The sequence below is a fragment of the Armatimonas sp. genome, from assembly GCF_031410135.1.
In the GTDB taxonomy this organism is placed as follows: Bacteria; Armatimonadota; Armatimonadia; order Armatimonadales; family Armatimonadaceae; genus Armatimonas.
Genome location: NZ_JANNYP010000795.1, coordinates 1 through 12,769 on the forward strand (window position 1 = coordinate 1; position 12,769 = coordinate 12,769).

Here is a 12,769-nt window from a genome sequence, read left to right on the forward strand (position 1 = left end):
CCCGGCGCAGTCCGCGAATAAATCGGCTCATGATGGGTGTGCAGACGTTACGAATCGAGAAAAGTTGCGTACAATGCATACATGACAAAGATCGTTATCATTGGCGCAGGTAGCCAGTTCGGGGGGAAGCTCTCCCGTGACATTCTCTCGCTGCCTGCCCTTGCGGACTCACATATCTGTCTCTGCGATATCAATGCGGAGCGGCTGGCGCTCACCGAGGCGTATGTGCGGCGCATGATTGACGGCCACGGCCTGAAGGCGACGCTGACGACCTCGACGGAGCGTAAGACGCTTCTGCCGGGTGCGGACTTTGTGGTGGTAAGTGTCTCGGTGGGCGGGGCGGCCTACTCGGGGCATCCGGTGACCGCGGAAGTGGAGATTCCTCGCAAGTACGGCATCTCCCAGTCCGTCGCGGATACGGTGGGCGTGGGCGGGATCTTTCGGTTCCTGCGCACCGGCCCGGAGCAGCTGGCGATCTGCCGCGACATGGAAGACCTCTGCCCCGATGCCCTGATGCTCAACTACACAAACCCGATGTGTATGCTGACCTGGGTGCACTCGCGGGCCTCGGGGATCAAGAACGTCGGGCTGTGCCATAGCGTCCAGCACACCGCGCACCAGATCGAGAGCTACACGGGGCTGGAGCGCGACACGATGCGCTATCTCTGTGCTGGGATCAACCACCAGGCGTGGTATCTGACGCTCACGGAGAGTAACGGCGAGGATGTCTACCCCAAGCTCCGCGCGGCGCTGGAAGACTCCGAAATCGTGGCGAAAGATAACATTCGCTTTGAGCTGTACAAGCACTTCGGCTGGTTTGTCACCGAGTCGAGTCGTCACTGCTCGGAGTACCATCCGTACTTCCGCCGCAACCCGGAGCTGATGGCGCACTACAACCTCACCGACTGGCACCCGCCCACCGAGGCCGCTGCGCCGCGCACCTGGCTCAAGGATGAAAACGAGCTACCGCCGCTCACCCCGAGTGTCGAGTACGCGTCCAAGATCATTGAGGCCGTGGTCACAGACGCGCCCTATCGCTTCAACGGCAATGTCATGAATGACGGCCAGCTGATCGCCAATCTCCCCGTGGACTGCTGCGTCGAAGTGCCCTGTTTGGTGGATGGCCAAGGGGTTCAGCCCACACGGGTCGGGGCGCTCCCGGTGCAGCTCGCGCACCTGAACCTCACCAATATCGCCCCGCAGGAGCTGGCCGTCCGCGCCGTCTTAGACCGCGACCGTGATGCCGCCTACCACGCCTGCCTGCTCGACCCGCTCACCAAGAGTGTCTGCACACTGGATCAAACCCGCCAGATGTTCGACGAGCTCTGGGACGCCGAGGGCGAGCTGCTCGCACACTTCAACAAGAAATAAACTCGCCGAGTCCTTATTTCTTTTTCATCTCGCTAGGTAGGAGCTTCTTGAGGCGGCTCATCTCGTCTCTCAGGAGCGCGGCATGCTCAAAGTCCAGGTTCTTGGCGGCTTGCTTCATCTCTTTCTCCATGTCCGTGAGGGCAAGGAGAAGCTGATCAAGTGGCAGCGACTCAGGGGCGACTTCTTTGGTGACCTTGTAGTAGCTCTTAGCCTCAGCGACTTGTTTGGCGGCGAGCACATCCTGGACGGCTTTCTTGATCGTCGTGGGCGTGATGCCGTGCTTGGTGTTGTGCGCAACCTGGATCGCACGACGGCGGTCGGTCTCGTCAATGGCACGACGCATCGAGCCGGTGATGTTGTCGGCGTACATCAGGACGACCCCTTCCGAGTTTCGGGCAGCGCGGCCAATGGTCTGGATGAGGCTGGTCTCTGAGCGCAGAAAACCCTCTTTGTCGGCATCCAGAATGGCGACTAGCGAGACCTCGGGTAGGTCAAGACCCTCGCGCAGTAAGTTGATACCCACCACCACATCGTAGACCCCCAGGCGCAGGTCACGCAGGATCTCCGAGCGCTCCAGGGTGTGGACATCGGAGTGCAGGTACTGGACTTTGATGCCTAGCTCCACCAGATACTCCGTCAGGTCCTCCGCCATCTTCTTGGTGAGCGTGGTGACTAAGATGCGCTCGTGCTTCTCGATCCGGTCGCGAATCTCCCCGAGAAGATCGTCAATCTGGCCTTTGCTAGGACGGATGATAATGGCCGGGTCAATCAGGCCCGTCGGGCGGATAATCTGCTCCGCGATTCGGCTGGAGTTCTGGCGCTCGTAGGGGCCGGGGGTGGCGGAGACAAAGATCATCTGCGCGGTTTGTTTCTCAAATTCCTGGAAGCGCAGCGGGCGGTTGTCGGCAGCACTGGGCAGGCGGAAGCCGTACTCGATCAGGGTCTCCTTGCGCTTTTTATCGCCGGCGTACATCGCGTTGAGCTGGGGAATGGTCTGGTGGCTCTCGTCTAAGACAATCAGAAAATCGTCGGGGAAGTACTCCATAAGCGTATTGGGCGGCGAGCCGGGGTCGCGGCCATCGAACCAGCGCGAGTAGTTCTCAATCCCGGAGCAAAAGCCCATCTCGCGGATCATCTCGATATCGAAGTTCGTGCGCTGGCGGATGCGCTGTGCCTCGATCAGCTTGCCCTCAGCCTCGAACTTCTTGACCTGCGTCTCCATCTCGCTCTCGATCTGGACGACGATTTCCTCCACTTTTTCGGGGTTGCTCACCCAGTGGGTTGCCGGAAAGATTGAGAGCTCGTCGCGCTCACTCGTGGTCTCACCCGTCACGGGATCAATCGCCGTGATGCGCCGCACGGTGTCCCAGTCGAACTCAATCCGGTAGATAATCTCCTCGTTGATGGGCTGGATTTCGAGTGTGTCGCCTTTAACACGAAACGTCCCCAGTGTCAGTGCAATGTCATTTCGGCTAAACTGCATGCTCACGAGCCGTCGCAGCACCTCGTCCCGGTCGCAATCCTGCCCCACTTCGAACCAGACCACCGTGTTCTTGTACTCTTTCGGCGAACCGAGGCCGTAGATACACGACACCGACGCCACAATAATCGTGTCTCTTCTCGACAGAATCGCCTGGGTCGCCGAGTGCCGCAAGCGATTGATCTCTTCATTAACCGCGCTATCTTTCTCGATAAACGTGTCGGTCTGGGGGATATAGGCCTCAGGCTGGTAGTAGTCGAAGTAGCTGACAAAGTACTCAACCGCGTTATTGGGGAAACACTCCTTAAGCTCGGTGCAGAGCTGGGCGACGAGGGTCTTGTTGTGTGCCATCACGAGGGTCGGGCGCTGCACCTGCTCAATAATCTTAGCAATGGTGATCGTCTTTCCCGTACCCGTGGCCCCGAGTAGGGTCTGGCGTTTCTCGCCCTGATTAAGCCCCTCGACAAGCTGCGCAATCGCTTTTGGCTGATCGCCCGCCACCGTCGGCCCTACAAACTCAAACCGCCCACTCGCCTTTGGCATATGCCCTCCGCCTTAAACAAACAATTGTTCGCTATTGTATCATTTAAGAGCGATCTTGACGGCATCCACGATCATAAATCGCTCGTTGCTGGCGACGATCTTGCTCTTGCCAAAGATGCGCTTGAGCTTAAGGTGGTAGCCCAAGTGTGAGTTCCCAATCACTCTTAGTGTCCCCCCGATCTTCAGAGATCGACGTGCATCCACAAACATCTGCCAGGCGATAAAATCCCCGATCGTGGTCTCCTGATGAAACGGCGGGTTACAGAGAACTAAGTCCAGCGTCTCCCGTGGCTGGTCTTCAAAGCCATTGGTCCAGACCAGCTCCGGGCTATCCGAGAAGAACTTAGCGTAGTTAGCCTGTGCACTCAGAAGCGCCAGCTGCGACTCATCACTAAAGACGATTTGTGCCTCGGGGGAGCGCTTCTTGGCCGCAATCCCCAGAATTCCATTGCCACAGCCCAGGTCTAAAATCCGAGAGAAGCTTCCCTCGGGCAGGTGCGCCAGCAAAAACTTCGTTCCTGCATCCAGTTTTTCACGACTGAAGAGATTGGAGTGGTTGGTGAACGGGTGCGCAAAGCCCTCGATCTCTACTTCCAGCGGGTACGGCGACTCCACCGGCTCACACTGAAACTCGGCAAAAACCAGCCGCGCCTTCTTCTCCGCGAGGCTCGTCGAGGTCTCTCCGATGTACTTTTGCAGCAGCGGAAAAACGGCCGGTGAGAGATGCTTGAGCATCGCGCCGCAGACCAGCTTGGAGCCCGCTTGCAGATGTTGCGAAAGATGGCAGAGAATATCTTCAAGAAACGAGAGGTTTTTCGGAAGTTTGATCAGCACCAGATCGTAGATACCTGAGAGCTGATCGAGGTTATTGAGACTTGTTCGCTCACCTTTACTATTTAGTACAAGGGCCCGGTGGGCGATATACGAGTCCGTATAGGTTGTCCGCTCTCCCTGATTTAGGGCACAAGACAGCGCACCAAAAGCATCGTTAACAATTAAAATACGCTTCTCGGAGAGATCAAAAGCAGCCAAGTAGCTCAGAATAAGCTCATCGGCGCTGTCCGATGCCTGGAGATTGGATTTCGGGTTGTCTGGGTAGCGCTTGAGGGTAGTAAACATGATACCGAGTGTATCATTCATTCCAAGATCACTATGCAGAAATACAAGGTAAGTGACGATAATCCCAGTGGGCATGAATAGTAGAACTTATAGTAGTACCCCATTAGAAGATGCGGCTTTTTTGCAGCAAGCCGTCGCACAGGCACACTGCCTACTCTGGCAGGCGACCGTGCTGGAGTTGCCCACGGATCCGAGTATTGTCCCCACTCCCCCCCTTTTTGATGCAGATACTGGCACCTGTCTTCACTGGGACTTGCGCCTAATCGCCCCTCACGCGGTACTTTCTTGGCTCCCTTTTTCCTTCACAGAAGACCAGTCTCTGGAAAGCGCTTTCCTCGATGCCTGCTCTCAAGACGAGCGCTACCAGAGGGATACCAACACGGTTCAAGCCCTCCGTGAGGGACTACCACGCTTCCAGCAAGAGTACCGAATCCAGCTCTACGATGGCAACACACGATGGCTTAACGAGGATATTACCGTGGAGGAGCTCGTTCCAGGCTGCTGGAACCTAGTGGGAGTCTGTACGGATATCACAGAGCGTAAAGCGATTGAGGGTCAGCTTGCACACCAAGCCAAGCACGATCCTCTTACGGGTCTGGCAAACCGTCGCCAGCTCATGGAGCGTCTTGAGCAGCTCCAACAGAAGCAACATAAAAACGCCTGCCTCTTCTTTATAGATCTCGACAATTTTAAGCTCATCAACGACAACTTTGGGCACCTCATGGGCGACCAAGTGCTCAGTGCTACCGCAGCTCGTCTTCGCACCGTCATGGGATCACAAGGGCTTATTGCCCGTCTTGGTGGTGATGAGTTCACGATCCTTATCTCCCATCTCGACTGCCCCGATGCCATTCACCGCCTCGCGGAGCAACTGACGCGAATACTCAATACACCGCTCTCGCTCCGGGGCCGCCCTATCCTCCTCGCAGCGAGTATTGGAGTCGCTCTGGGAGAGCACAGCCCGCCGATAGACCTGCTCCGCAATGCCAATACTGCCATGCACCATGCAAAAGGAATCGGAAAAGCGGGATATCTGTTTTTTGATCCCATCATGGACCAGGATGCCCGTGAGCGCTTTGAGCTGGAAGCAGCTCTGCGTCGTGCACTGCGAGCAGAGGAGATTCAGCCCTACTACCAGCCGATTCTCTCCCTGGAAACGGGTGAAGTGGTCGCGGTAGAGGCTCTAGCACGCTGGCAGACCAAAGAGGGCAACTATCTTCCTCCAAACCGCTTTATTCCCATCGCCGAAGAGACGGGGCTGATCATTCCTCTTGGAGCGGCACTTCTGCGAGCGGCTTGTACAGATGCCGTGCACTGGCGCGGAGCACTAGCAAATCGGAGCCTCCATGTCAATGTCAATGTCTCCGAGCGGCAGTTTCGCGAAGCCGACTTTATCCCGATGGTAAAAGCAACGCTCCAAGAAACCGGCCTGCCCCCGACCGCACTCACGCTGGAGCTCACCGAGAGCATTCTGCTGAGTGATATAGAAAGTGGCATCGCCCGCCTGCATGAGTTGGAGGCGCTCGGCGTGCGCCTCACCCTGGATGACTTTGGAACGGGCTACTGCTCACTGGCTTATTTGAGCCGCTTGCCGGTAAAAGCCCTCAAGATTGACCGGAGCTTCGTCAGCGCCCTTAGTCACGCCGACCCCAAGCCCGTCACCCAGAACGAGGCGATCATCCGCACGATTATCGCCCTTGCCGACACTCTTGGGCTTTCCGTCACCGCAGAGGGCATTGAGGACGTGAGCCAGCAAGAGCGCCTGCACACGCTCGGGGCAGACTACGGCCAAGGCTACCTCTTTGCCCGCCCCATGCCTGCCCACGAGCTCACCCGCTACCTGAAGAGCGAGCTAGAGTCACACCAACAGGCAGCATAGATCTCTTCATTTCTCCACACTTTCTATAGTTTATATGCTACTCTAGGCCATGTCTCTAATCCTACGTCTCATTCTGATATTTGTGGGGCTTCTGGCAGTATTCTGGCTCCTGGCATTTGTGGTGGGCTATCTCTGGTATGCCATCATCGCCATTGGAGTCGTGGCGGTGATTGCCTTAGTCGTCTGGATGTTTACGCAAAACAAGGCTCCCCAACAACGCCCCCCGACACAAACAAAAAAACAAGACAAAGCGGCTCAAAAAGAGCTTCAGAAACTGGAGCAACGCCAGAAAAATGGGCCACAGTAGTCGTTTGCAGCGTCTTCAAACCAGAGGTATACTCATAGTCTGTTCCCACTCGTAGCTCAGCGGATTAGAGTGTTGGCCTCCGAAGCCAAAGGTCGCGCGTTCGAATCGCGCCGGGTGGATTGTTTTTTCCGTTTCGTGGAGGGTTTGCCATGACACGTCGGCGTTTTGCAGTTGCTTTACTTGGGCTTAGTCTCACGCTTCGAGCGGCTGCACAGGACGATCCCCCCGCGGTTATCGTGACTCCTATCAACCCGCTTGAAAACCCCACTGGCACCGTCTGGCTGGAGAGTCTTCTTAAAGCTCCGGGGGTGCGCTACGACGGCAATCTGGTTTTCTCCCCGCGCAAGGCAATTGTCAACGGCGAGCGCTTTGAGCACGCCATGACGGTGGATGTCAAAGACGATCCTCTCGGTTCGGGCCAGTCCTGTGGGATGAGTATCCCGGTTAAGGGTAAGTTCCTGCGCTTTGAGGCAACCGTGGGCCGCGACGATGAAGAGGCGCGCGAGGGCACGGGCTTTTGCTACTTTGAGGTCTATGGCGACAGTAAGCTCCTCTTCCGCTCCGAAGCGCACCGCTCCAAGCTCTATCCGGTGATTGTGGACGATGGCCGGGGAAAGAGCTTTCGTCCCCAGAAGCTTGATGTCGATATCAAAGGCGTGCGCCTGCTTCGTTTAGTCGTGCGCTACGCCAACGATTTTAAGCAAAAAGCCACTTTCTCGACGGGAGCATTTGGCGACCATGTCAAGCGGGCCGCAGGTTGCGTCTGGTGCGATGCGAAGCTCACCACGGGCGAGGGAGCGTCTCTTGATACAACAAAGCTACGCGAGCGCGATGAGCGTATCAAAACAGCGGCAAAGCTCGCCGCAAAGACGCTGAAACGCCAGCTAGAGACACTAGATCGGCCCGGCAGGAAGTTCACCATCGGTCTGCTACCTATCCGCGACGAGTCCCGCGTTGCTTCCGATGATGCCCTGATCCGCCCGCAGATCGCCAAGGTCTTCTTTAGTGAGGAAGAGGGCCGCTCGCTGGGTACTCCTCTTGATCCTGATAAAGCAAGAGAGCTACGGGAGAAAATGACAAACTTCTCGCCTAAGTCTCTGCGCGACATCGCCCGCGCCGCACAAGAGGGCCGCTACGCTGGAGCCCCCTATCTTATCGGCGGGCACATAGAAGACGAAAAGCTCCTTCTCGTCCTCATAGACACCCGCCCCGACGATGGTCTTGTCGTCGCCAACGCCACTGGCTGGCTCAGCCCTCCTTAGATCAACAGCGCGGCGACTTCCTCGCGGCTTGCGGTGACCACACCAACGTGCCGGACGACAGCGCCGCCGGAGGCGTTGCCGAGACGCACGGCTTGCTCAATGGTGCCGCCTGCGGCAAGGCCCATGGTGATTCCGGCTATCGTAGAGTCACCCGCGCCGGTTCCATCGAACACTTCGACGGGCACAGCAGCAACATCCACGAAGCGCTCTGGCTCAAAGACTGTCAGACCACGTGCACCACGGGTGATCAGTAGATTACGGACTTCCAGTGCGACTCGTAGGCGTGCACCGGCATCGTGAAAGATGGCATCGTCCAGCGACTCAAAGAGGGTGGTGCGGCTGGCTTCATCGGCTTCTTTTCGGTTGAGCGAGATCAAGTCCGCGTCTTTGTAGAACATAACACTCGCGGGCTTGGGATTGGCCGTCACCACGATTCCTTGCGCCCGTGCCAGCACCGTCAGCCACGCCACGAGGGTCTCGGTGAGCACGCCTTTGAGATAGTCCGAAAATAAAATCGCCTCACAGCCGCGCTGCAAGATCCCTTCACAGGCAGCGACAAGCGCGTCTTCGGTCTCTTGGGTCAGCGGCGCACGCTTCTCCCGATCCACACGGACAATCTGCTGTGCCCCTTGGTAGGAGCCCGCTGTCACGCGGGTCTTGCGCGTGGTTGGGCGGTCGGTCGCCGTGACCACGGCAGAGACATCCGCTCCCAGTGCCTTTAGCGCCTCACGCAGCTTCTCGCCCGCCGCATCGTCGCCAACCACGCCCGCCACAAAGACTTCGGCTTCAAAAGCGACGAGCTGTGCCGCTGTATTGGCCGCCCCGCCGGGTACAAAGGTCTCGCGCTCGACCTCCACAATCGGCACCGGTGCCTCGGGGGAGATGCGGTTCACATGGCCCCAGATATGCTCATCGGCCATGAGATCACCGATTACCAGCACCCGCTTTCCGGGGAAGTTCGCTAAAAGAGAGAGAAGTTCGTCACGCATGACGCGCTGTTATACCCGATCTGTACTCGGAAGCGAAATCCGTAGCTGAGCATTGAGGAGTATGTTTTTGGGTGTCTTTGCTTTCTCAACAGCAGAAAGACGCCAGCCCTGCGCCGTCTTCCGCCAAGTCTGCTTGCGTTCCCAGTGAAGCGTCATGCTTTTTACCGAAGACAGTTGCTTTTCAGAGCGCGCTAGTAGCTCTTCACGAAGCCAAAGCTCGACTGTATTGTGTTGCTCACGGACTCCTAGGATCACCAGAGTCATGGCTTGCTTTGATTGCCCCTCCCAGAGCTCCCAGATCGTAACCAGCACTCGGTCGTTTTCCGAAAAGCGCTTGGGATCTCCCGAGAGCCGCTTGGCAAACTCGGGTGTGAGACGCTGATACAGAGCCGCTTTCCCCTGAACGAGAGCCTGAAGGTAGTCCGTAAGCAGCGGCTTGTACGTGCTCGCCAGAGCGAGCTGTCGTTTCAGCGCGTCGGCGTGGGTTTGCACGTGATTACACCGCACTGTGGATGAGGCGGCAGGTATTGATCATCTCTTTGGCACGCTCGACATCCATCCACTCGCCGATCTGAACCGACTTCTTTTCTAGGGTTTTGTAGACATCGAAGAAGTGCTCGATCTCTCTTAAGTAGTGCTCGGGAACATCTTCGAGCTTGCGGACGCCATGGAAGCGCGGGTCATGGGCGACGCGGGCGAGGATCTTCTCATCGGCCCCTTTTTCGTCGCGCATCATCAAGACCCCGAGCGGGCGGCAGTTCACGACACAGCCACAAAATGTGGGGTGCGAGCCGATCACCAGAACATCCAGCGCGTCGCCGTCGGCGCTCATGGTTCCGGCGATCCAGCCGTAGTCAAACGGATAGAACAGTGGCGAGTAGAGCGGACGATCGAGCTTAAAGACTCCCAGATCTTTATCATACTCGTACTTATTAGACGAGCCACGCGGGATCTCAATGACCGCGTGGACTTCTTCGGGCGCATTATCGCCAATGGGCAAACTTCGGTAAGGCATAGGTTTAGCTTATTGTACAGCGCCAATGATGTCATGGACATCGGTGAAGCCGTTCTGTGTCAGATAATCGGCGATCCCGTCGGCAATCTCGATAGCGGCGAGCGGATTGACAAAGCTCACGGTTCCCGCAGCCACGGCGGTTGCGCCTGCGAGAATAAACTCCACGGCATCGGTAGCGTTCATGATCCCGCCCATCCCGATAATCGGGATGTGCACGGTCTGCGCCACGCGGTAGACCGCCAGCAGCGCAATCGGCTTAATCGCAGGGCCGGAGAGCCCGCCGGTTTTATTGGCCAGCTTAAACGTGCGCTTGCGGGCATCTATCGCGGTGCCGATCACCGTGTTGATCAGCGAGATAGCATCGGCCCCGGCATCCTCGGCGGCTTTTGCGATAGGCCGAATGTCGGTGACATTGGGCGAGAGCTTGGCGATAATCGGTAGATGGGTGACGGCCTTCACCGCGGCGATGATCTCTGCCGTCAGGTGCGGCTGCGTGGCATAGTCTAGGCCGTGTGAGACATTGGGACAGGAGATATTCAGCTCAATGGCGTCCGCACCACCCGTCTCAGTGAGCCGCCGCGCGACATACGCAAAGTCCTCGGGGTTCTCACCGGGCACATTCACGATGATCGGAACATCGAACTGCCGCAGATACGGGAGCTTTTCTAAAATATAGTTCTCGATGCCGCCGTTTTGCAGACCAATCGCATTGAGCACCCCCGACGCGGTCTCGCACATCCGAGCGGGCGGGTTACCCAGACGGCGCTCGCGGGTCGTTGCCTTCACGCAGACCGCGCCCAGCTTACTCAGGTCCACGAGGTCTTTGGTCTCGGAGCCGAAGCCAAACGTCCCAGAACCGGTCGTGACGGGCGTCCGCATGACCATTGAGCCGATCTTCACCGCAAGATTTACTGCCATGTGACCTCTGTCGCCGGGTAGACCGGGCCATCGGTGCAGGTGCGCGAGAACGTACCGTCGGCTTTCTTGAGCACGCACCCGACGCAGATTCCAATGCCACAGGGCATGGGCGTCTCCATCGAGACCTGGCAGGGTTTATTGTGAGCCGTGCAGAGCTCCGCCACAGCGCGCATCATCGGTGTGGGGCCGCAGGTGTAGACATGAACACTGGCTCCCCCGTTATCGGGGGCGGGGGGGGCTAGCAAGGGGGAAAGCCCGTCGGTGACCCGCCCCTTCACTCCAAGGCTCCCATCATCCGTGCAGGAAATAATCTCCACGCCCGCTTCTCTTAACCCGTCATCACCGACGAGCAAGTTTGCGCTTCGTGCGCCGTAGATCAGCGTGACTTTGGCGTTTGGGTTGGCGGCTTTGATCGTCTTGGCCAAGAAGTTCAGCGGCGGAACGCCGTAGCCGCCGCCCACCATCACATGGTGGACATCGGAGTGTGGATCGGCCTCAAAGACGCGCCCTCCAAGCGGCCCCAGAAAATCCAGCTTATCGCCGGGCTTGTAGAGCGCCATCGTGCTCGTGGTAGGGCCATAGACCGAGAAGAGAATAGTGCAGAGCCCAGCCTCTCTATCCACGGTAAAGATCGAGAAAGGCTTGCGCAGGATCGAGCTTCCGGCATTCGCGGGCGTGGTGGCCGCCACCGCGATAAAGTGGCCGGGTCGGGCATCACGAGCCGTCTCGGGGTCGTCGAAGGTGAGGACAAAGTGTCCTGGTGCGGCGAGCGCCTGCACAGAGATTATAGTAGCAGCACGTTTACGTATCACGTCGGGCCATTGTACCCGATGGAGTCCACCTTCTGGTTCTCAGTAGATCCTTAGATCACACGGGGCAACGGGGCTATCAGGTGTCGTCTTGTCCGTCGCGATCGAGAGCATCTTTCGTGTTTGTTCCACGGCTCTTCTCGGTGCGATCCCTCGGCCAAGGACAAGATCGAGATAGAGAAAGTCAATGGCGGCGCTCCCGGCCCAGTCGGCGGTGTTGACGTAGCCCGAGATGGGAAAGCTACGCTTGGCGGCTTTTCGGATGGCCTCGGGGCCACTGCCTGCCATCAGCTGACAGCTTCCCAGATGGAGGAGTTTGAGGCTTTCCGCCCCCTTCAAACACTCACCCAGCACGCCGGGTGCGACGGTTTTGCCGCCAACAGAGATACCCTCAGGACTTCCGTGGGTGGAGAGATAGACCACCGTCGGAGCCGTCAAGTAGGCAGCCTCGGTGAGAAAACGGCGCAGGTCGGCTTCGTCGTGGAAGAAGCGCTGGCGTACCTCGACGCTGGGCACGCGGGCAAAGAAGCTCTTGAGCATCGCGCCAAACGAGTACTCCGGCTCACTCAGTGACTTCTCCCAGTGCGCCTCCAGCACCACCAGAAACGTCTTGCCCACCGTGCTCGCTGCCCGGCTGCCATTCCAGGCGCTCTTGTTGCCATTGGACTGCTTCCACTCTCCCGTGAACGCATCACCGCGCGAGTCAAACGTAAACGTCCCCGTACCCTCCGCGCCGGTATCTTCCGTCCAGCTAAACGTCAGCACGCTCCCGGCCAGCTTGCCCGTCAGCTTCCCAGTGGGATAGGTTCCCGTCACCGAGGCACCCGCTTGCTCCAGCCGCAGCGGCCCCGAGTTCGTCTCCCAGACTCCAGAGATGCTAAGCTGAGCCGTGGGCAGAAGCAGGCCTCCTGCTCCCAAAAGAAGATTACGTCGTGTCATGGCTCTTTATACCTTTCTGTTGCCTTTATCCGTGTTTTGGTATAATCACTTCATGTCCAGCTCCCGTGCGACTGTCACTTACCGGCCTGATACCGATGAGGAGCGCCTCATTGCGCTTCTGAGTCACAAGACGGGGTT

The 12,769-nt window shown here is 57.9% G+C and carries 12 protein-coding genes and 1 tRNA gene; 5 read left to right on the plus strand and 8 right to left on the minus strand.

The features are described 5' to 3' along the window. Positions 1-81 precede the first annotated feature (81 nt). Positions 82-1,371 (plus strand): alpha-galactosidase, encoded by a 1,290-nt coding sequence (gene melA, locus RMO15_RS28955; protein WP_309721269.1) that lies wholly within the window; start codon positions 82-84, stop codon positions 1,369-1,371. A gap of 13 nt (positions 1,372-1,384) precedes the next feature. Here melA and uvrB read toward each other — a convergent pair whose 3' ends face one another. Together uvrB and RMO15_RS28965 are read right to left on the minus strand one after the other, a co-directional pair. Further along, a complete protein-coding gene (gene uvrB / locus RMO15_RS28960; RefSeq protein ID WP_309721272.1) occupies positions 1,385-3,394 on the minus strand; it encodes an excinuclease ABC subunit UvrB in 2,010 nt (669 codons plus the stop codon). 39 nt (positions 3,395-3,433) lie between these two features. Further along, on the minus strand, positions 3,434-4,513 hold the full coding sequence (locus tag RMO15_RS28965; RefSeq protein WP_309721275.1) for a methyltransferase: 1,080 nt from the start codon (positions 4,511-4,513) through the stop codon (positions 3,434-3,436). 73 nt (positions 4,514-4,586) lie between these two features. On the opposite strand from RMO15_RS28965, the gene RMO15_RS28970 reads away from it, so the two are divergent. The 4 genes from RMO15_RS28970 to RMO15_RS28985 all read left to right on the plus strand — a co-directional run bounded on the left by RMO15_RS28970 (position 4,587) and on the right by RMO15_RS28985 (position 7,961). After that, positions 4,587-6,392 carry an EAL domain-containing protein gene (locus RMO15_RS28970; protein WP_309721278.1) on the plus strand — a complete coding sequence of 602 codons (1,806 nt, stop codon included), beginning with the start codon at positions 4,587-4,589 and terminating at the stop codon, positions 6,390-6,392. A gap of 49 nt (positions 6,393-6,441) precedes the next feature. Next, positions 6,442-6,699 carry an SND2/TMEM208 family protein gene (locus RMO15_RS28975; RefSeq protein ID WP_309721281.1) on the plus strand — a complete coding sequence of 86 codons (258 nt, stop codon included), beginning with the start codon at positions 6,442-6,444 and terminating at the stop codon, positions 6,697-6,699. Positions 6,700-6,744: 45 nt separating this feature from the next. Next, positions 6,745-6,818, plus strand: a tRNA-Arg gene (locus RMO15_RS28980). 30 nt (positions 6,819-6,848) lie between these two features. Further along, on the plus strand, positions 6,849-7,961 hold the full coding sequence (locus RMO15_RS28985; RefSeq protein ID WP_309721283.1) for an NPCBM/NEW2 domain-containing protein: 1,113 nt from the start codon (positions 6,849-6,851) through the stop codon (positions 7,959-7,961). Here the strand turns inward: RMO15_RS28985 and RMO15_RS28990 are convergent. Genes RMO15_RS28990 through RMO15_RS29015 form a run of 6 tightly spaced genes read right to left on the minus strand, consistent with a single transcriptional unit; the run spans position 7,958 to position 12,631 of the window. Next, positions 7,958-8,950, minus strand: coding sequence for a PfkB family carbohydrate kinase (locus RMO15_RS28990; RefSeq protein WP_309721286.1), 993 nt, complete (start codon positions 8,948-8,950; stop codon positions 7,958-7,960). The genes RMO15_RS28985 and RMO15_RS28990 overlap by 4 nt on opposite strands. A 9-nt stretch (positions 8,951-8,959) precedes the next feature. Beyond that, complete coding sequence (locus RMO15_RS28995; RefSeq protein ID WP_309721289.1) at positions 8,960-9,442, minus strand: hypothetical protein; 483 nt, start codon at positions 9,440-9,442, stop codon at positions 8,960-8,962. 4 nt (positions 9,443-9,446) lie between these two features. Further along, positions 9,447-9,965, minus strand: a complete 519-nt coding sequence (locus tag RMO15_RS29000) for an inorganic diphosphatase (protein ID WP_309721292.1) — start codon at positions 9,963-9,965, stop codon at positions 9,447-9,449. 9 nt (positions 9,966-9,974) lie between these two features. Next, on the minus strand, positions 9,975-10,883 hold the full coding sequence (locus RMO15_RS29005; protein ID WP_309721294.1) for a dihydroorotate dehydrogenase: 909 nt from the start codon (positions 10,881-10,883) through the stop codon (positions 9,975-9,977). Continuing rightward, positions 10,874-11,695, minus strand: a complete 822-nt coding sequence (locus tag RMO15_RS29010) for a dihydroorotate dehydrogenase electron transfer subunit (RefSeq protein WP_309721297.1) — start codon at positions 11,693-11,695, stop codon at positions 10,874-10,876. Before RMO15_RS29010 ends, RMO15_RS29005 begins: the two co-directional genes overlap by 10 nt. A gap of 39 nt (positions 11,696-11,734) precedes the next feature. Then, positions 11,735-12,631 carry a hypothetical protein gene (locus RMO15_RS29015; RefSeq protein WP_309721299.1) on the minus strand — a complete coding sequence of 299 codons (897 nt, stop codon included), beginning with the start codon at positions 12,629-12,631 and terminating at the stop codon, positions 11,735-11,737. Positions 12,632-12,769 lie beyond the last annotated feature (138 nt).

Excerpts from the sequence above, each read along its gene's own strand:
- RMO15_RS28965 (WP_309721275.1), bottom strand. The coding sequence starts at position 4,513 with ATGTTTACTACCCTCAAGCGCTACCCAGACAACCCGAAATCCAATCTC.
- RMO15_RS29015 (WP_309721299.1), bottom strand. The coding sequence starts at position 12,631 with ATGACACGACGTAATCTTCTTTTGGGAGCAGGAGGCCTGCTTCTGCCC.
- RMO15_RS28990 (WP_309721286.1), bottom strand. The coding sequence starts at position 8,950 with ATGCGTGACGAACTTCTCTCTCTTTTAGCGAACTTCCCCGGAAAGCGG.
- RMO15_RS28975 (WP_309721281.1), top strand. The coding sequence starts at position 6,442 with ATGTCTCTAATCCTACGTCTCATTCTGATATTTGTGGGGCTTCTGGCA.
- RMO15_RS29000 (WP_309721292.1), bottom strand. The coding sequence starts at position 9,965 with ATGCCTTACCGAAGTTTGCCCATTGGCGATAATGCGCCCGAAGAAGTC.
- melA (WP_309721269.1), top strand. The coding sequence starts at position 82 with ATGACAAAGATCGTTATCATTGGCGCAGGTAGCCAGTTCGGGGGGAAG.
- uvrB (WP_309721272.1), bottom strand. The coding sequence starts at position 3,394 with ATGCCAAAGGCGAGTGGGCGGTTTGAGTTTGTAGGGCCGACGGTGGCG.
- RMO15_RS28985 (WP_309721283.1), top strand. The coding sequence starts at position 6,849 with ATGACACGTCGGCGTTTTGCAGTTGCTTTACTTGGGCTTAGTCTCACG.
- RMO15_RS29005 (WP_309721294.1), bottom strand. The coding sequence starts at position 10,883 with ATGGCAGTAAATCTTGCGGTGAAGATCGGCTCAATGGTCATGCGGACG.
- RMO15_RS28970 (WP_309721278.1), top strand. The coding sequence starts at position 4,587 with ATGAATAGTAGAACTTATAGTAGTACCCCATTAGAAGATGCGGCTTTT.